23 protein-coding genes are annotated in these 19,084 nt (G+C 28.5%); 9 read left to right on the top strand and 14 right to left on the bottom strand.

Going from position 1 to position 19,084, the window contains the following annotated elements:
- Positions 1 to 22: 22 nt before the first annotated feature.
- Complete coding sequence (locus KPL54_RS13645) at positions 23 to 886, bottom strand: putative RNA methyltransferase (protein ID WP_216107089.1); 864 nt, start codon at positions 884 to 886, stop codon at positions 23 to 25.
- Positions 887 to 943: 57 nt separating this feature from the next.
- Positions 944 to 1,984, bottom strand: coding sequence for an AI-2E family transporter (locus tag KPL54_RS13640; protein ID WP_216107088.1), 1,041 nt, complete (start codon positions 1,982 to 1,984; stop codon positions 944 to 946).
- A 327-nt stretch (positions 1,985 to 2,311) separates the two neighbouring features.
- On the opposite strand from KPL54_RS13640, the gene KPL54_RS13635 reads away from it, so the two are divergent.
- Positions 2,312 to 2,572: a thioredoxin family protein gene (locus KPL54_RS13635; RefSeq protein WP_216107087.1), complete on the top strand. Its 261-nt coding sequence runs from the start codon at positions 2,312 to 2,314 to the stop codon at positions 2,570 to 2,572.
- A 68-nt stretch (positions 2,573 to 2,640) separates the two neighbouring features.
- On the opposite strand, the gene KPL54_RS13630 is transcribed toward KPL54_RS13635, so the two are convergent.
- Together KPL54_RS13630 and KPL54_RS13625 are read right to left on the bottom strand one after the other, a co-directional pair.
- The gene (locus KPL54_RS13630; protein ID WP_216107086.1) at positions 2,641 to 3,366 is read right to left on the bottom strand and encodes a hypothetical protein; all 726 of its coding nucleotides are present in this window, start codon (positions 3,364 to 3,366) and stop codon (positions 2,641 to 2,643) included.
- A 287-nt stretch (positions 3,367 to 3,653) separates the two neighbouring features.
- A complete protein-coding gene (locus KPL54_RS13625; RefSeq protein WP_216107085.1) occupies positions 3,654 to 4,928 on the bottom strand; it encodes a DEAD/DEAH box helicase in 1,275 nt (424 codons plus the stop codon).
- Between the two features lie 455 nt (positions 4,929 to 5,383).
- On the opposite strand from KPL54_RS13625, the gene KPL54_RS13620 reads away from it, so the two are divergent.
- From KPL54_RS13620 to KPL54_RS13590, 7 genes are all read left to right on the top strand, one after another.
- On the top strand, positions 5,384 to 6,253 hold the full coding sequence (locus tag KPL54_RS13620; RefSeq protein WP_216107084.1) for an SDR family oxidoreductase: 870 nt from the start codon (positions 5,384 to 5,386) through the stop codon (positions 6,251 to 6,253).
- A gap of 332 nt (positions 6,254 to 6,585) precedes the next feature.
- On the top strand, positions 6,586 to 7,521 hold the full coding sequence (locus tag KPL54_RS13615; protein WP_216107083.1) for a M15 family metallopeptidase: 936 nt from the start codon (positions 6,586 to 6,588) through the stop codon (positions 7,519 to 7,521).
- A 15-nt stretch (positions 7,522 to 7,536) separates the two neighbouring features.
- Complete coding sequence (locus KPL54_RS13610; RefSeq protein WP_216107082.1) at positions 7,537 to 8,646, top strand: amidase domain-containing protein; 1,110 nt, start codon at positions 7,537 to 7,539, stop codon at positions 8,644 to 8,646.
- 24 nt (positions 8,647 to 8,670) lie between these two features.
- Positions 8,671 to 8,970, top strand: a complete 300-nt coding sequence (locus KPL54_RS13605) for a hypothetical protein (RefSeq protein ID WP_071613003.1) — start codon at positions 8,671 to 8,673, stop codon at positions 8,968 to 8,970.
- Between the two features lie 174 nt (positions 8,971 to 9,144).
- Entirely contained in the window at positions 9,145 to 9,591 is a 447-nt protein-coding gene (locus KPL54_RS13600; RefSeq protein ID WP_216107081.1) for an RrF2 family transcriptional regulator, read from the top strand.
- A gap of 180 nt (positions 9,592 to 9,771) precedes the next feature.
- Positions 9,772 to 10,386 carry a sporulation membrane protein YtaF gene (locus KPL54_RS13595; protein ID WP_216107080.1) on the top strand — a complete coding sequence of 205 codons (615 nt, stop codon included), beginning with the start codon at positions 9,772 to 9,774 and terminating at the stop codon, positions 10,384 to 10,386.
- Positions 10,387 to 10,633: 247 nt separating this feature from the next.
- Positions 10,634 to 11,116 (top strand): hypothetical protein, encoded by a 483-nt coding sequence (locus KPL54_RS13590; protein ID WP_216107079.1) that lies wholly within the window; start codon positions 10,634 to 10,636, stop codon positions 11,114 to 11,116.
- Positions 11,117 to 11,187: 71 nt separating this feature from the next.
- Here the strand turns inward: KPL54_RS13590 and KPL54_RS13585 are convergent, their stop codons facing one another.
- From KPL54_RS13585 to KPL54_RS13575, 3 genes are all read right to left on the bottom strand, one after another.
- Entirely contained in the window at positions 11,188 to 11,607 is a 420-nt protein-coding gene (locus KPL54_RS13585) for a hypothetical protein (protein ID WP_216107078.1), read from the bottom strand.
- Between the two features lie 237 nt (positions 11,608 to 11,844).
- Positions 11,845 to 12,195 carry a hypothetical protein gene (locus tag KPL54_RS13580; protein ID WP_216107077.1) on the bottom strand — a complete coding sequence of 117 codons (351 nt, stop codon included), beginning with the start codon at positions 12,193 to 12,195 and terminating at the stop codon, positions 11,845 to 11,847.
- Positions 12,196 to 12,435: 240 nt separating this feature from the next.
- A complete protein-coding gene (locus tag KPL54_RS13575; RefSeq protein WP_216107076.1) occupies positions 12,436 to 12,588 on the bottom strand; it encodes a hypothetical protein in 153 nt (50 codons plus the stop codon).
- Positions 12,589 to 12,748: 160 nt separating this feature from the next.
- Between KPL54_RS13575 and KPL54_RS13570 the strand changes: the two genes are divergently transcribed.
- Complete coding sequence (locus KPL54_RS13570; protein WP_216107075.1) at positions 12,749 to 12,925, top strand: hypothetical protein; 177 nt, start codon at positions 12,749 to 12,751, stop codon at positions 12,923 to 12,925.
- Between the two features lie 115 nt (positions 12,926 to 13,040).
- On the opposite strand, the gene KPL54_RS13565 is transcribed toward KPL54_RS13570, so the two are convergent.
- The 7 genes from KPL54_RS13565 to KPL54_RS13535 form a co-directional block, all read right to left on the bottom strand.
- Positions 13,041 to 13,457 carry a hypothetical protein gene (locus KPL54_RS13565; RefSeq protein WP_216107074.1) on the bottom strand — a complete coding sequence of 139 codons (417 nt, stop codon included), beginning with the start codon at positions 13,455 to 13,457 and terminating at the stop codon, positions 13,041 to 13,043.
- Positions 13,458 to 13,773: 316 nt separating this feature from the next.
- Positions 13,774 to 14,514, bottom strand: a complete 741-nt coding sequence (locus KPL54_RS13560) for a YebC/PmpR family DNA-binding transcriptional regulator (RefSeq protein ID WP_216107073.1) — start codon at positions 14,512 to 14,514, stop codon at positions 13,774 to 13,776.
- A 147-nt stretch (positions 14,515 to 14,661) separates the two neighbouring features.
- Entirely contained in the window at positions 14,662 to 15,345 is a 684-nt protein-coding gene (locus tag KPL54_RS13555) for a YigZ family protein (RefSeq protein WP_216107072.1), read from the bottom strand.
- Positions 15,346 to 15,401: 56 nt separating this feature from the next.
- A complete protein-coding gene (locus tag KPL54_RS13550) occupies positions 15,402 to 16,067 on the bottom strand; it encodes a HEAT repeat domain-containing protein (RefSeq protein ID WP_216107071.1) in 666 nt (221 codons plus the stop codon).
- 23 nt (positions 16,068 to 16,090) lie between these two features.
- Entirely contained in the window at positions 16,091 to 17,497 is a 1,407-nt protein-coding gene (gene pdxR, locus KPL54_RS13545; protein ID WP_216107070.1) for a MocR-like pyridoxine biosynthesis transcription factor PdxR, read from the bottom strand.
- A 27-nt stretch (positions 17,498 to 17,524) separates the two neighbouring features.
- Positions 17,525 to 18,421 carry a nucleotidyltransferase domain-containing protein gene (locus KPL54_RS13540; RefSeq protein ID WP_216107069.1) on the bottom strand — a complete coding sequence of 299 codons (897 nt, stop codon included), beginning with the start codon at positions 18,419 to 18,421 and terminating at the stop codon, positions 17,525 to 17,527.
- A gap of 138 nt (positions 18,422 to 18,559) precedes the next feature.
- Positions 18,560 to 19,069: a hypothetical protein gene (locus tag KPL54_RS13535; protein ID WP_216107068.1), complete on the bottom strand. Its 510-nt coding sequence runs from the start codon at positions 19,067 to 19,069 to the stop codon at positions 18,560 to 18,562.
- Positions 19,070 to 19,084 lie beyond the last annotated feature (15 nt).

Below are 19,084 nucleotides of genomic sequence, written 5' to 3'. Positions count from 1 at the left end.
TCGCAGCTCCGTAGGAGATGATTTAACGACATTTTTCATATACACTTATATTAAAATGGAGTGCAGTTGAAAGTTTAGAAGTCTCAATCGCTTTTTCTCTCATAGCATTGTCAAAAGTCCAATAATAGGGGGTCATTCTTATAAGATTTTTTACACTTTCCCTATCTTCTAAATGAATGTCATACTTAACTTCTGATTTTTCCATTAATTTAAAACCCTCAAAAGTTGTTTCTTTTTCCGCGTGTTTTCTAGCATTTACATATAATATCTCTTTTAAACCATATAAATGCTCAATCCCAGGTGTTACAACTATCAATTTTCCATTATCTTTTAGAACCCTTTTAAGTTCTAGATCATCAGAAGGTGCAAAATTTCTAATAATGACATCTATAGTATTTGTCATTATGGGTAAATTAAAATTACTGCTTACTATAAAGTTTATTTCTTTATCCCTCTTAACTGCATAAGTAACTGCGGATTTCGATATATCTACCCCAAAAAAATTAAATAACTTACTTAAAAGACATTTAGATTCATTTGCATATATTGCTTCCTTAAGTCTCGATAAAAAATATCCTTCTCCACACCCGGCATCAAGTATGTTTACATCTTTTTCACTTATATTCGATATTATTATCTCATTAAGTCTATCTGAAAAAGTGTGATAATACCCTCTATTTAAAAAATCTTTACGACCTTCCATCATTTCCTTACTATCTCCAGGATCCTTGGTTTTCTTTTGATTAGCTAATAAAAGATTAATGTATCCTTTACTAGATATATCATAACTATGATTATTTAAACATACGCATTGTTTTTCATTTTTTTCAAGACTTAAATTGCAAACAGGACATTTTAATATAGACTGCATATTTTCTATTGCCACAAAATCACTACCTTCCAAAGAATGAACTAAAGTACCTTGTGTGTGTGTCTTACATAATTAATCGTCTGTAAATTTAGGTTTACTTTTTTCGCTAAGATTCACTCCGATTAAATCTAATAAGAATATAACTATTGGTATACCTAGTAGAAGACCCCATGTCCCCATAAAATGTTCTGATATTATTAATGTTGCAAAAGTAAAAAATATTGGAAGATGTGTACTATCAGACATAAACTTTGGATTTAAAATATAACTTTCAATCGCATGAATCACAAAAATCATAATAAGCACAAATACAACTTTAACTACCCCACCTATTTTTAAAGCAATTAAGCATAATGGTATTAAAGAAATAAATACTCCAGCCACTGGTACAAGACTTAAAATAAATATCATAAATGCAAGAGCAAATAATTGTGGAAAACCCATTATAGTAAGTCCTATAATTGATAATACAGTATTTGTAATTGCTATCATTATTTGAGCCTGGATTACTTTACCAAAAGAATTTAAGAAGTTGTTTCCAAAATAACTAAAATAATTATATGCACCCGATACTCTACTATGTTTAAACTTGTGGACAAAATTTAAAATACTCTTCTTTTCTAATATAAATACTAGACTTAATAGGAGTGCCATAAAAAAATTAATACTCCATTTGCCTAAATTTGTTACCAAAAGCATAATACTTTGAATACCTGATTTAGCATAACTTGCTATGTCAATTTGATTAACTATTGGTGATAGATAAGGCATAACACCTTTTGTGCTTTTCGCAAAATCAATATACTCCATCTTGTCTAAAATAAGTAAACTTTCAGATATTGCTAATGGTATATATTTTACTGCTAGGAGGGCTATAGTTGCTGTAATAAACACATATATAATTATCGTAATAATAGTTGGACTTACTTTTATAATTTTGTTGATTTGGCAAACTAATAAACTTTGCATACTGTTCACTAAATAAGTAATCATAAAAGTTAATAAAATTAAATCAAAAATGGATCTTATTAAATACGCGAATAATACTAATACTAAAAATAACATTATTTTTATAACTGACTCTTTCCTCCATAACTGCTTTATCGATTGCATTTAAAATACTCCTTCATTTTGTTTTATTAGTTGCCTTCAATATGTACTACATTTTCTCCTACTTATATCAAAATAATAAATTATTTTTCGACTAGTTCATTATAGCAAATTTTTTAACTTATTTCTATTAATTACTCCTAATAACATTAATCATTATAATTATAATTTTTTTTGTTTATAACTCTCTATTTTAATTACAAATAAATATAATTTAAAGTTTTGCTTTTATAATTTACTATAATGCCCTAAGCATAAGAAAAATGGTGTATAATATTAATGCGTCTAATAATATTAGATCCTAAATAGAAAGTTTGGCGGTGAAAATAAATGAAACCAATAATTATGTTTGTAACTGAATGGTGTCCATACTGCAAAAAAGCACTTGGTTGGATGGAAAATATAAAAAAACAAAATCCACAATATGCTGATATTGAAATTAAAATAATCGACGAAGAGCTAGAGCCTGATATAGCAAAACAATATACATACTATTATGTACCTACTTATTATGTTGATGGCATAAAGGTTCATGAGGGAGTTACCTCTAAAAGTATTGTTAATAATATATTTGAAAAAGCTTTTAAATAAAATGGTTTCTTAATTAAAAATCAATAAAAACATTATGAAGATGGTCTTAACTTATCCTCTTGATGTTTTTATATTTTATAATTATAAACCTCTATTCTAAAGTTATTTTCTAATTTTATGTAATTTATCACTCTTTCAATCTTTATAGTAGATAAATCATTATTTTTCGACATACTTAAAGTACTTTTTCTTATTTCTGCTAATGCTGATTTATAAATGGTTATTTTTCTATTATATCTATCTATCCTATTATTAAAATCACTTCTCTCTTTTCTTATTTTATTTTTTCTTTCATCACATTGTTTTATTTTTGTTTTTATACTTAACTCATTAGAATAATTTGAATAAACTTTTTTATATTCCCTAACAACTAATTTTTTGATAATTTTAAATCTTTCTCTACTCAGAAAAATATTAAGTGCTCCATATAATATTCTGCTTTGTTGCTTTTCTTCATTAAGATTATTCTCTAATTCCTTTATATAAAGTTTTACTTCTTTAATATTTTTCCTATTAACTTTAATCTTATCTCTTAGCTCTATTTTATTCTTTTCATTATCCACAATTCTAGATTTATTTAAATTTATACTTTCAATAAGTTCTTTTTTATTCAATTCTAAAGATTCACGCTTAAACTTTTGCATCTTAAATAGTTTGCATATGTCCATTCTATAATTAGTTAAGCTTTCAACTAAGTTTTTTAATTCTTCTGATTTTTCTACAATAGAATCGTTCAAATCAAATTCCTTTACAATAGAACTAAATATAACATTATCTTCTGATGTAAAAATCATAATTTCTAACCCCCTTATTAATAATATTAATTTTTGATTTTTTATTGATGTATACTTTTTTAATTATGAGATATACTATTATTGTAGTCGACAAGCAAACATTAAACTTATAATAGGGAGATGTTAGTTATGTTAAATAATAAATTATTTATAATTTTAGGCGCAGGCAGTATTGCTAGGGCTAAAAATGGAGACTACTAATTAATTCTGTATGAAACTTAAAATACAGAGTAGTAAAGCCAATGATTATTTAAAAATAATCATTGGCTTTATGCTTTTTATCCTATTTATCTTGTTGCTCCCGTGTTTTTAGATTGTGATCTCCCTTGCTGATTTCTTCCGTTTCGTCTAGCATAACCATTAGAACGTGATTTTCCAGTAGACACTTTCTTTGCATCATCCTTACTTGCTATTACCACTGTATTACTTGCAGGATAAGGATGATCCTCTATTACTGGTATTGATTTTTTTATAACCTTCTCAATATCCTTAAGGAATGGTTTTTCTTCTACATCACAAAATGATAATGCAATTCCACCAAGTCCTGCTCTTCCAGTTCTTCCTATCCTATGAACATAGGTCTCTGGAATATTTGGTAAATCAAAATTAATTACATGAGATAGTTCATCTACATCTATCCCTCTTGCTGCAATATCTGTAGCAACGAGTACTCTTGTTATTCCCTGCTTAAAATTATTTAAAGCAAGCTGCCTCGCACTCTGTGATTTATTACCATGTATAGCTTGAGCCTCTATACCTTCATTGTTTAAATCCTTAGTGATTTTATTCGCTCCATGTTTTGTTCTTGAAAATACTAAAGCAGAAACTATAGATTTATCTTTTAACAAATGAATAAGCAATGATTTTTTATCTTTTTTATCTACAAAATATACTGCTTGTTCAATAAGTTCTATAGTTGACGAAACAGGTGTTACTGCTACTTTAACTGGATTCACAAGAATATTATCTACAAGCTTTGAGATTTCACCAGGCATAGTTGCTGAGAATAACATAGTCTGTCTAATCTTAGGCAATTGGGCTATTATTTTTTTTACATCACGTAAAAATCCCATATCAAGCATACGGTCTGCCTCATCAAGTACAAACATCTCAACATGATGTATATTTATAAATCTCTGCTGCATAAGATCAAGTAATCTACCAGTGGTTGCAATTAAAATATCTACTCCATCTTTTAACGCATCAGTTTGTTTTTTTTGTGATACTCCTCCAAAAATTACAGTACTAGTAAGATTCATGTACTTACCATACGAATCGAAACTTTCTCCAATTTGAATTGCAAGTTCTCTTGTCGGTGCGAGTATTAAAGCTTTAATATTTTTGGGTCCTTTTATAACCTTTTGTTTTCCACAAAGAATTTGTAGTATAGGAATAGCAAATGCTGCAGTTTTTCCAGTACCTGTTTGAGCACAGCCTAGAAAGTCCTTACCTTCTAATATGCTAGGAATTGAGGCCTCTTGTATAGGTGTAGGTTCCACATATCCCTCATCATTTAATGATTTTTTTATTGGTGTAATAAGATTTAAATCTTCGAATAACATTTTTTCTCCTTTGGAAGTGGCTGTCTTGAACTTTAAATGTCACAAATCACTAATATCCTGTTATGAATCTTCTTGAAAATTGGAAACAACAACTTTCTTCCATGATTATATTGCATCTAAGAAACCACCCTTTATTAGTGATATGAGCATATTCAGGCTGATTAATCTTCATTTAACTCTGACTTTATAGGTCTTTGATATATAAATAAATATGTTTCATTTTTATCAACTTCAAATTTATAATTTTATAATTTAAATATTCGTAACACTCATATTTTTTAATTATAACATATTTCTAGTCTTCTAGCTATTATTCTGATTTTTATAACCCATATTAGACAATCTAATAAGTTTTTTTAATTTTTTTTATATACTAATTTAAAATGAATATAAATGACGAATTATCATAAACTACACTTATAAAATATATTTTATTTACAAAAGGAGACATTTTTATGAATGAAAACTTTAATTTCCCCATGAGTATACCTAAGCAACAGCAAGACCAACAACCAGGTTTTGAAACATTAATGAACCCAAGACCTATCTTTGAATATCCAAATTGCATGGGTTCTGAAAAGTTAATGAATAAAGTTGCCCTAATCACAGGTGGTGATAGCGGGATTGGCAGAGCAGTTGCTCTTGCATATGCAAGAGAGGGTGCTGATATAGCCATAGTATATCTTAATGAACATGAAGATGCGCAAGAGACTAAAAAACTTATTGAATCAAAGGGTAGAAAGTGTATTTTGATTCCTGGAGATATTGGCGACGATACTTTCTGCGTAAATGCTGTCAGTCAAACAATAAAAGAATTAAGTAAAATAGATATTCTTATAAATAACGCCGGAGAACAACATCCTCAAAATAGTATTGAAGATATTACAAAAGAGCAACTAGAGAGAACTTTTAAAACTAATATTTTTGGAATGTTTTATATGGTTAAAGCAACATTACCATACTTAAATGAGGGGGCTACAATTATAAATACTTCCTCAGTCACTGCCTACAAAGGGCATAAATCATTAATTGATTACTCCTCAACTAAAGGTGCGATAACTACATTTACTCGTTCGCTTGCTCTTTCCCTTGCAAGTAGAAAGATACGGGTAAATGCAGTAGCTCCAGGTCCCATATGGACACCACTTATCCCCTCATCTTTCAGTGAAAGTGAAGTTGGTGAATTTGGAAGCAATACACCTATGGGAAGACCTGGCCAGCCAGTTGAGCTTGCTGAAACATATTTGTTTTTAGCATCAAATGGTTCATCATATATAAGTGGTGAAACTATTCACGTTAATGGTTGTACTGTTATAAATGGATAATACATCCCACTAATCAATTAGCATAGTTTATATTATTTTCGTACTCCGAAAGTGGTTTAACAAAATAAAAAATGATCAAATAGGCAGCAATTCTTTGCTGCCTATTTGATCTTATGTATATTCCTCCAAACTATCATTTCTTAATCATGTATTAATACATATAGACATATTTTTTTATATTTTGGAAAAATCCATATATTTTTTGTTAATATATCCACACATATAATAATAGTTCATTGGCAATTATATATAGCAAAAGTATTATTAAAAGTGATTTGACTTTTATAAATTTGTACTACTAATATTATTTTTATAAGGGGGAAAATTTCATCATGAGAAAAACGCTTATCGTTACACTTATTGTAATTTTACTTTTTAATATAGGAAATATATCAATAACCTCTGCTGCAGATGATACAAGCAAAAAAGAAAACAGCAATATATACGATATAACAATGAAACAAGATATTTTATGCTTAATGATTGCTTATCCTGAATATATTAAAAATATAGAGAAAAATAACGGTTATGTATATCTAAACATGAAATCAGGCAGAAAACTATGCTACGATGATAAAAAAGTAAAGAACATTCAAGAAAAGCTTGTAAACCCAGACATCCAAGACACTTTAGATCAAATTTATCCTTTATCTCCTATTAACTCTATTATGAGAACAGATTTTGATCCAGGACGTTATAGATCTTACGGATTATTATCTGAAGTTTATGGTACATCAAAACAAGTCATAGAAAATAACCTTACAAAAGTTAATATTATTTACAATAATTATCAATTTAACAAGAGCAATAACGCATCTAATTCATTACAAGCAGTAATGGAAGAATTAAGGCCTTTATTAAAAATGGATCAAAATTTGCGAAACTGTCTTTTGCCTTGCAGTGGTACCTTTAACTATCGAGTAATTTCAGGTACTAATAGATTAAGTCCACATTCTTTTGGAATTGCTATTGACCTTGCCAGTGACAAAAGAGACTATTGGAAATGGTCTAGTAAAGATGCTGGAGAAAAAAGACTATCATCATATTCCAATGAACTTGTAGAAATCTTTGAAAAAAACAACTTTGTTTGGGGTGGTAAATGGTCCCACTTTGATATTTTACATTTTGAGTATAGACCTGAAATAATTTTAAAAGCACGCTATTTTCCAAATAGCAACGTTCTAAAAAAGATATGGTATGAAGGCGCTCCAATACAAGAGATTTCTATAAAAAATGCGATATATAAAATCGATTCATTAATAAAATAATAGGAGTATAATATTATGAATTTACGTAAAATTGAAAAATCACAATCATTCAAACTTAAATTACTTATATTTGTCATCCTTCTTTTATCAATGCAAGTATATATTAGTAGTTATGCAAATACTATTACTGATGAATCAAAAAAAGAAGTAACTAATTATATAAACCAAATTTTTAAAAACAGAAATAAAGCTATATTAAATGGTGATTTAGAATTAATACAATCATTTTATAATATGGACACAAAATATGGCACCTGGGCATATGAGTATGAAAAGAAAAAAATGGATTACATTAATAATTGGGCCGAAAAACAAGGAATTAAATTTACGGATATTGTTCCAACTTTAATTATAAAAAGAATTAAAGAAAACAATAATAATTTTTCAATATATTTATTGTGTTCAACTGAATATAAATATATATATATAGATCAACCAAAACTTGAAAACACATCAAGAATTGGAACATACCACAACTTGCAACTTATGAGTAAAGATGGTTCTTGGGTTATCTCTAAAGAATGGTACAAAGACCCTTTCGCAAATTCTTTAGATCTAAGTAATATAAAAGCAGATTCAATAAAAGAATATATATTATTTCAAAAACCAAGAGATTTAAAAACCATAGGTCAAAGACGAATAGATGCTGTAAAATATGCTGATAAATATTGTGGTGCTGCCAGCGATAGTGAGTATAAATATAACATGCTTTATCGCGACTATAATCCTCAAGGTGGAGATTGTGCAAATTTTGCATCCCAAATTCTTTTCGAAGGGGGAAAATTCAGAAAAAATTCCACATGGAATTCAGATAAAAACGGAGCAACAAAAGCTTGGCTTAATGCCGATAGCTTTAAAAGATATATGATATATAGCGGTAGAGCATCTGTGATTGCCTATGGAAGTTATGACAAAGTATATAAAGCTAGTTATAAATTACTACCAGGTGATATTGTTGCTTATGAAAAGAAAAATGATATTACCCATATTTCTGTTGTTACAGGTGCTGATTCACGAGGATACTCATTAGTTAGTTGCCATAATTCTGATAGAAGTAAAGTGCCTTGGGACCTTGGATGGAGTGATAAGAACATTAAATTTTGGTTGATTAGAGTTCACTTTTAATAAATTATAAGGAGATGAAATTATATGAAAACAGAAGAACAAATCAAATCAGAAGTAACAAGGCAAGTTATTGATAATATGAAAACATCTTTAAATGATGAATTAACTGAGGTTGAAAAGGAATTTGAAGAAACTTATAAAAGTAAACTTGAACAAGAAATACAATACACTTTAGAACTCTCTGAGACTGGTCTTGCACATAATTCAAGTAAAACAATAAAAGTAGAAAATAAAAAGTTGCTACAACAATTAGATAATATAAGAAGCGACAAAATTAAAGTTGAGAATAAAATAAAAACTTTAAATGAATTTGAGAATATATAAATCTTATAATCTTTTAGCTCCAATTTAACATAAGCCTATGAGTTTTATAGGCTTATGTATTTTTTTACTACGCTAGTTGACTTATGCTTTTTAATATAGTATTATTTATTTTAGTAAATAGATTATATTATGATATATTTATATTTTGTAATTGATAAGGAGAATTAACTTACCATGAATATTTCTACTAAAGGAAGATACGGTTTAAGAGCAATGGTAGATATAGCTGTGCATTCATTTGGTGACTATATACCATTAAAAATTATCGCTGAAAGACAAGCAATTTCTGAAAATTATTTAGAACAAGTTTTTTCAATACTTAGAAAAGCTAATCTAGTGAAAAGTGCGAGAGGATCACAAGGTGGTTATACCCTTTCAACTGAAGCATCAAAAATCACAGTAGGTGAGGTTTTAAGAATACTTGAAGGTGACTTAAATATCGCAGGTGATGATGATGGAGCCTCTGGTCTTGATAATAACATAAAGGTTTGTATAGACACTATCATATGGCAAGAAGTTAATAAACAAATTAATAAAGTTATGGATTCTGTAACTCTACAGGATCTAGTAGAAAAATATAAAAGTCTAAACGCAGAGTATACCTTAGACTTTATAATATAAATAAAGAATAATGGCACCTGTATTATACAAGTGTTGTTATTCTTTATTTATGTTTATGACCATTCTATAATTTACATGTATATATTAATTCTTAAATATAATCTTAATTTAAATGTTTAATCACCTTATAAGTTTACATTTCATATATTGAAATGCAAATGATAAAAAGGGAGAACATATATGGAATTAATTTTATCTGCATTATCATTTAGCTTATCCTCTAACCTAGATAACGTAGTTATAGGAATTGCTTACGGAATAAAAAAAGTAAAAATAGGGATAATTGCAAATCTCATAATAGCAATTGTAACATCTACAGCAACATTTTTATCTATGATAATTGGGGTTTATATATCCGATTTTTTGCCTCGCACTGCAGCCAATGGATTAGGTGCTATTGTTATTATTATTTTGGGTTTATATTTTGTATCCCAAAGCATAATAAAACTTGTTAATAATACTAAGTCAAAAGAACTTGCCTTAAAAGATATCACTGATATGATAGAGTATGCTCAAAAATCAGACTTAGATAATTCTGGGGATATAAGTAATAAAGAAGCACTCATTATAGCATCTGGATTAACCTTTAATAATTTAGGAACAGGGATTGCCGCAAGTATAACAGGAGTTAGTATCCAGTTTACAGTAATATCAACATTTATATTAAGTTTTCTTGCAATCAAATTTGGTGAAGCCGCAGGTAATCATGTCTTGGGTAAAATTTTAGGTAAATTTGCCCCATTGTTTTCAGGTATATTGCTAATATTGCTTGGTATTATTGAATTTATAAATTAACATTTTTAAATTTATATCATATAGATTATTAGTAAATACTATTTGAAATGTCCAAAACCATAAACAGACCTAATACACTATAAGATATTTTATATTGTATTAGGTAAAATGAGATTGTAAAATTTATTAGCTAATCTTTCTCTTTTAGATTTATTTCAACTAAATTATAATAAACATAGATAATTATTGTTATTAAGAGTAATATTAGGAATATAAACATTTATTTTTAAACAAAGGAGGAATAATTTTGGATGTAAATCAAATATCACAATTATCACAGCTTATGGGTATTGGCGGCACACAATCAGTTACAGGGGTTTCAGGAAGTGATTCTAGTACCGGTTTTGAAGCTTTGCTTAAGCAACTAGTGGATAGTTCACAAAAACAGACTTCAAATAATGTTGGGTCAATTACTCCTATCATAAACAATAAAACTAGTGGACTCGATAGTATATCATTACAATCCCAAAAGGCTCAACAACTTCAACAGATGGTCATGCAACAAATGATGCAAATTATGACAACTCAAGATGCAGACAGTAGTTCAAGTACTGGTACAGATGGAAGTAATAGTAGTTCAGAAAGTCTCTTTCCAAGTACAAACAACAATAAAGACTTATCTCAATTAATACAGACTATAACGCAACAACAAAACAGTACTGGTAATAACACTAATATTAATAATAATTCAAATTTAATAAGCACGGTTCTAAGTAATAGTACTTTATAAATTTTAAATTATATGTGTTTTATTGACAAATTAAAAGCACCCATACTTTGGGTGCTTTTAATTAATTATTTTTACTTTATGCTTATTACTTCTTCATTTAGTTCAAATAAGTCCTGCAAAATTCCGTCAATAATATTTTCATCAATAAATGCTTTCAATTTTGGATTACGTTCTTCTGTATTAATATACTGAAGAAAATACCCACCCACTTTTTTTGCAATACTTAATTTAATAGATATATTTTGCTCTATACCATCCTTATTAAATAAAATAAAAGTAACGTTATTATCGGTATATTTTATACATACTTTTTTATAAAACTTAATATCTATATATTCATTTAAATCTGTTATTGCTCGAATATTTTTTATATTATATTTATCCAAATTTTCATTAAAAACATCCACAAAATTTTGCATTGCTTTTCTAATTATAGTTCTATCAATAGTCATATTTCTAAATTGCAAAACTAATTCTTCCTTCCAATTCATCTTATTCACTCCCCCTATAACATATACGCCTACTTGATTTAAATAATTTTAAATGTATATAAATATCCACAATATATATCCTCCTATTAAACTATTCATAAGAAATAAAAAAGATACTGTATTTATGTGTATTTAACTATATTTTACATAACGAATATACCCTATAGGATAGACCTTTAATTGTCTACTCTATAGGGTATATTTTAATCTTGATTAGTTCTTAACTACCTAACACCTTCACTCACAAGGATATATATAATTGGCTGCAGTACGTACTTCTATTTCATTTGGGTCGCTTATATCATCGTCTGGAAGCACAAATACTAGTTTACGTTCAATTGTACCACATTCATTGCTACTACATTCATTTCTACATATTATAGTAATAAATCCTCTAAATGCAAGTATTCTATGGAATTGGTCATATATAATACATGCAACAGCAACTTTTTTATCAAAGCATACATTATTTACTTGTATTCTTACAGTTAATAGTCTAGCACCATGTTTTTCCATGTCTACTGGATCTGCATTAATAACACTACATAAATCACATGAACATTTATCGCATTTATCATTTTTACCCATTTAATAAAACTCCTTTTCATATAAAATTTTACATATATCTATTCAATATATTTTCAACTTTTACATTGATATATGTTCTCCTAAATAAGATTAATATCTTAATTCAGATCTGAAATTAGTTAAATTATTGGGTTTATATAATTTTGATAATGTATACTCTACACTATAATATATTCAGTTGTAAATATTTTTGTGAATAAAATCAAAGATAAAGAGCCCTAAGAAATTACTCAGCGCTCTTTAACTATTTTTAAAATTAATAATTACTACCTCACTACATCTTTTACATACTAATACAGCAGTTCCATCATTACAATTCTTAAATTCAAATTCTGTAATAGGTTTATCTGTTTTCAAGTCTTCAATATTTCCACACTTGCACAGCAACTTCATTCTAAATCCTCCATTCACTCAAACATCTTAAATTATTGTACATCAAATCTTAAAAAATATCCACTAACGAATAGTTAATACATTCCTAAGCTTTTGATTTTAAGTGTCAATTTTAATTAAAGAGCATATTATATAATGACTAAAGTCAAGGAGTGATATTATGTCGACGTATGAAAAGAGACAACCTTATACTGATTGTTGTAATGATTATTATGATAAGTGTGATTGTTGTGATCCATGGTTTGAACCATGGAGTGATCCTTGGAGTGATCCTTGGAGTGACGATAATTGTTGTAGAAAAGAACATTTCAATAAACATTGCTATAAAGAAAACTAATATAAAAGCGGAGTTGATATTTAATCGCAACTCTGCTATTTTAAAATGTTAATAATTCTTTTATATTGCCTAAATAAAAAAGTTTCAACCTAAGCTAATCCAACTTCTATATCAATTATTCTTTATATTTTTCAATATATTCCAAAAGTGCCATACTAACTAAATCCATGCTTTTACAATCTTCATGCTTTTCTGTAAAATCCTTAAATTTATCCCAAACATATGAATATACTCTAATAGTATTTGTCGTCTTGAATTCTTCATCAAGCATTTCTTCATCAATCTTTAATTCTTGTGACTTCGATGTATCAATTATAATTTTATAATCAGTTTTTTGCTTTTCTATTTCAGTCTTATCTGCTACTTTTTTCTGTTCTTTTACAAAATCATAAGCTGAATCAATAGCTTCATCTATGCTATCAGAATTAAAGCTCACACAAGGAATTGTATCATCTAATGTTAAACAAAACTTAGAACTTGATTGGATTTTCACCTTAAATCCTGCATCAATTAATTTCTCTAATTTATTCATTGTTTGCACACCCTTTACTTTTATATTTATTTTAGATACTTTTTTTTTCGAGTATAATACATTTTTTAAATCAATTACGGTTATTTATAAATTTAGTATGCCATGCATTAAAGTATATTATTCCATAACACAACAATCTTGCAACTTCTTAAATACCTAAATATAGAATTGAGTAAAGTATTAATATATCGTCTAATTTTATAAAAAAACACCTTCAGATATATATAGTTTCATACATACATCTAAAAGTGTTATTTGTCATCATCAACCCATCACAACTCGAGTGTCTCTGCAATCGCTTACTTTAGCCAATAGCCTAGCCCTCAAATTCTTCAGGGTACTCCGCATTGTGATACACATCCTGAACATCTTCGTTATCCTCAAGTGTATCTATTAAAGCCTGAACCTTAACTGCACCCTCCATGCTAACAGGAGTCATATTATCTGGAATCATTGTAATCTCAGCTGACGCAAATTCAAAGCCTGCTTTTTCTAATACTTCTCTTACATGTCCAAAGGTTTCCGCAGTAGTTATAATTTCAAACATTTCTTCATCTGCATTAAAATCTTCGGCCCCAGCTTCAAGAGCTATCATCATGATTTCATCCTCGTCCATAACTTCAGTTCTCTCTATTATAATTTGCCCTTTTTTAGCAAACATCCAGCTTACACATCCAGCTGCTCCCATCTTTCCATGATGTCTATCAAAAGCATGCCTTACTGTCGCAACGCTTCTATTTTTTTTGTCTGTTAGCGTTACAACTACTACAGCAACGCCCTCTGCTCCATATCCTTCATAAACTATTTCTTCGTAGTTTACGCCTTCGAGCTCCCCAGCGCCTTTTTTAATCGCTCTATTTATTGTGTCTAGTGGCATATTATTATATTTAGCCTTTGCAACTACGTCTCTAAGATGAGCGTTAATTTCTAACTTAGATCCACCATTTTTAGCTGCCATTATTATTTCTTTACCTAATTTCGTAAAAACTTTACCTCTTATAACATCAATTTTACCTTTTTTTTGTTGAATATTATGCCATTTTGAATGTCCTGACATTTGAAATCCCCCCCAACTATTTTAATGTGGAATATTCCTAACCGAGCTAATAAATAGCAATACTTCTATGAATTAACTACAAGTACATTACCTTCATATTATATCATAGAAATAAAGCACTTTTCAAATAAATAAGAAATGTATATTTTACTTCTCTTTCTCATTTAAAAGTGTTGAATTTATAATTTCACTATCATATAGTCTATGTTCTAGCTTAAAGTACATTTTCTCTTTCTCTTCTTCAAACAAAGCCTTTCCTGAGCTAACCTCAGTTATTTGTGACTTTAGATTTTCCAAATTACTATACTGACAGAGTATTTTAATTTTTACAATGTCTGTATACTCTACATGTTCTATATAAAAGTTATCTTTAGCACAAACATGTTGCACTTTTCCTAGTAAATCATATTCAATTATTATTTCGAGTGAAACACCTTTAACTTTTTCAACTACCCCACCCTCTTTAATAGCTAGGGATGCACCTTTTGAATACGCTCTTGCAAGCCCTCCAGTTCCTAGAAGAATTCCTCCAAAATATCTAGTTACTACCACTACTACATCAGTTATATCACTTTTTTTTAACACTTCTAGCATCGGAATTCCTCCAGTACCTTGAGGTTCTCCATCATCACTATACCTTTGTATTTCTCTTCTTTCACCAATTATATATGCATAAACATTGTGCCTTGCTTGTTTGTGCTTATTTTTAATTGTTTGAATAAATTCCTTAGCTTCATCTTCATTTTCAACTCTTTTTCCATGACCAATAAATATTGATTTTTTTTCTTTAAATTCAGCAATTGATTCATCTTTTATAGTAAAATAGCTCATTTCAATTATCCCACCTATGATTAAATGTTCTAAATCAGATTTAATTTGTCCTATCTTTATATCTCTATTTGCCCCATCAGCAGTAAAAAACTCTGCGCAGCATTAATTATGTATTGTTTGTCTGTGTTTTCATATATATACTTTATTTTTACAATAGCTTTTTCACTCTTTATTTTACCCAGGGACTTTATCGCATAACTTATAACTTGTGGATTTTCATCCTCAAGTGCTCTAAGTAATGCTCCTTCAGCTCTTAAGTCACCTAATTTTCCCATAGCTGAGACTGCCATTCGTCGCACATTTATAAACTTATGCACGGATGCCTTAATTAATATATTTAAAGAAGATTTTTCATTTAATTCCCCTAAGATCCAAACAGCAACTTCTTTGTCCTTCGGATGCATCTCCACATAATTGTTCCTTATTAACTCAATTAATTGGTTTTTATTATCCTCACTTATTGAATTTAAAAAATATATTTTATCTTCTTTCCCTGCTTTAGCAATGCTCTTAAAAAGTTCATCAGTATCATTGCTATGCACTAAAAATCTATATTTAATTTTACCATCTATAATGTGTTTTTGTACAATGGCATTATCCAAATTTCTAATTTTACATATGGCCTCCATGGTTTTTCCCTCTAAAAATAAGAAATAGGATATTTCCTCATTAGAATATTTACTAATAGATAACCAGTCAATTTCAACTAATCCCTTTTTCAAAAACGTCGCTCCTTACCTTATAGTTATTTTTCACTTAGTATCTCTGAGATAATCTTAATTCCTTCTTCTATTTCAGGCTTTTTTATCTCCGAAAAACTCAACCTAAAATAATTATTGCCTTCTTTTGCATTTTTATAAAATAGTACCCCTGGTGTAATTAAAACCTTCTTACTCATACATCTATAAAACAATTCCATTGAATTAATTTTTAGATCCATAGCTATTTTAAAATAAAAATGAATTCCTCCTCCAGGCGTATAATAACTAGCCTTGTCACCTAAATATTTTTCTATACATTGCAACATAAAATTATATTTATCTTTATATGCCATATTTAGGCGGCTTATGTGTTCTTTCCAAAGATCCTTATTTATATATAAATCTAAAGCACGTTGCATAAGACTAGATGTTGATATGTCTGTATTAATTTTAGAATTTTGAATATACTCCTTACATTTTTGTGGTGATATCATATATCCTAGCCTTATCCCAGGTAAAAATATCTTTGAAAAACTCTTTATATAAATAACTTTATCATTTACGTCTAAGCTCTTAAAACTTTTATATTCCTTATTATCATATATTAGTTCAGATAAATAATCATCTTCCACTATATAAAAGTCATATATTTCTGCTAGTTCTAATATTTTTACCTTTTTCTCAAAACTATAAGTAGCGCCTGTTGGGTTCTGAAAATAACTCATTGCATAAAAACATTTAATTCTATTCTTTTTTAATATTGCTTCAAATTGGATTAAATCCACACCATCTTCTAATATATCAACTTCAAATATATTAGCTCTTCTCCATTTAAAAACCGTCAGTGCACCACCATATGTTGGCTTTTCTACAATTACATTGTCATGAACGTTAATTATCGATTTTGAAACTATATCAATTCCCTGTTGTGCACCTGAGAGTATCAATATATCTTCACTGCTTACCCTATTATTCCAAAAGAAAGTACTTATACTATTTCTAAGTCCCTCATACCCAAGTGATTCCTTATATGCAAAAGCCTCCGTACCGTCTCTATCTAATACCTCATTCAGCACGTCTTTAAACACTGTCACTGGAAAAAATTCACTACTTGTAATTTCTCCTGTAAAATCCACATAACTTTTTAGATTTTGACTAGATATTTTTTTTAATGTATTAGAGTATTCCTTTTTAAACTTAATGTTTGTGTCTCTTCTTTTAGCATAAGTACCACTTCCCATCTTTTGATATGCATAGCCCTCAGCTTCAAGTTTTTTATAAGCGCTTACTATAGTAACCTCATTAACTTTCAACATTTGGGCTAGTTTCCTTATTGAGAGTAATTTTTCACCATCATCAATATTATTTTCATCAATTAATTTTTTTATATGCTTTGATATTTCTAGATATTTAGGAATGTCATTACTAAATTTTATTTCATATCTATACATATTTTCACCTGCTTATTTGAAATGTCGTTAAACGAAATACACATTTTGCTTAATCAATATATTGTCCTTATCTATCTTAAAATCTCTACTTTCTTTTTTAATAATATCTCTTTTCCATAGTTTATTAAGAACTTCTTCCATATCAATATCAAATTCCTTAAACAAATCATCCGACATAATTTCTTCGGCACTTACAAACTTATCTTGTTCTCTCATATAGTTCAAAAGCAAATTGCAATTATCCTTAATACTTAAGTCTACACTCTGTTCTAAAAACGTCATTGTTTCTTGGATTATCTCTTTTATGTTTGATTTTTCAAAAAACAATTTATCAACGCAAAGTTTAAAGTCTTCATTTAAATTAAGTGCCATAGTCATAACATCCTTGCTAATCATATATCCAGATGAATTAACAAACAGCTTTGAGTACTTTTCTATACATCTTGTTGCAGAACTGTATGAAGTATATATAGCATCACTCCATAAATACTTTTTACATACTCCCATTTCTTTTAACAATTTACCTAAAAAACTAATGCCCCAACGTTCTCTATCAACATCAGGAAAAAGCCTACCACCGTCATACCTTACTGTTATATCCATATCTTTTGAAAATATTAACCTTGATGAAGAGAAAATCCTATGCAAATATCCCCCCTTTAAATTATTAGAATAAACTTGAATAAATTTTTCCTTACTCATAAGTTTAACATGAACTGAAATTCCCTCTTCCTGCGAATATAAGTTCCTAATTTCATCATAATTTTTATCAACAATTACGATAAAATCAATATCTGATTCTTCCCATAAATCACCTGTTACCATACTTCCAAAAACCATTACTGATAAAACAGATTCATCAATTTTCATCCTGTCAACCACACTATTAAACGCCTTCTGATATTGCAAAACAGTTTTTATCATTCTCTTCCCCCACTAATTTTTAATATAATTTATATGTTATTCCTCTATCCTTCATTATAGCACTATACTTAAAAAATAAAGAGAAACAAGTTTAATATTTATTAAACTTGTTCTCTCCATTCCCATAAAAAAATATTTTCAATCACATTTTGATAATTTCAGCATATTATCAACTTTACATCTTAATACTTTAATTACATCTGATGATATTTCATCAACGCTGTCTGTTAATTCTAGGGCGTTCTTAATTTTTGAACTACGGCCGAAACTTGTATTCGTCAAACTAACTGCAGTAGCTGAAAAATCAAGGGATGCAATTGATAAAGTATATAGAGTATCTAACAATGGTTTTACATCATTTTCAAAATAAGCTCTTGCTTTGAAATCCAGTGGTAATTTATCTAATTCAAATTTTAAAACATTTATGTCTACAACCTTATCTGCCAATAATTTAATGCAAGAATTATTAGATGTATCCGCCGAAGTAGCTAATAACTGATCAGTAGAATTCCCACTACTTACGCTCCCTATCTGTTTGTTCATATCCTTTATAATTTGTTGTTGTATTTGTTGATAATTTATACGATCTTGAATTGATCTTTTATCTTGATCTTCTTCATTATCTGAATTCGACTTTTTATCTCCCATATCTACTCCTACATT

It is taken from the genome of Clostridium estertheticum (assembly GCF_018861295.1).
GTDB classification, from domain to species: Bacteria; Bacillota; Clostridia; order Clostridiales; family Clostridiaceae; genus Clostridium_AD; species Clostridium_AD estertheticum_D.
The sequence above is the reverse complement of the archived record's forward strand: the minus strand, read 5'-3'. Positions and strand labels throughout refer to the sequence as shown.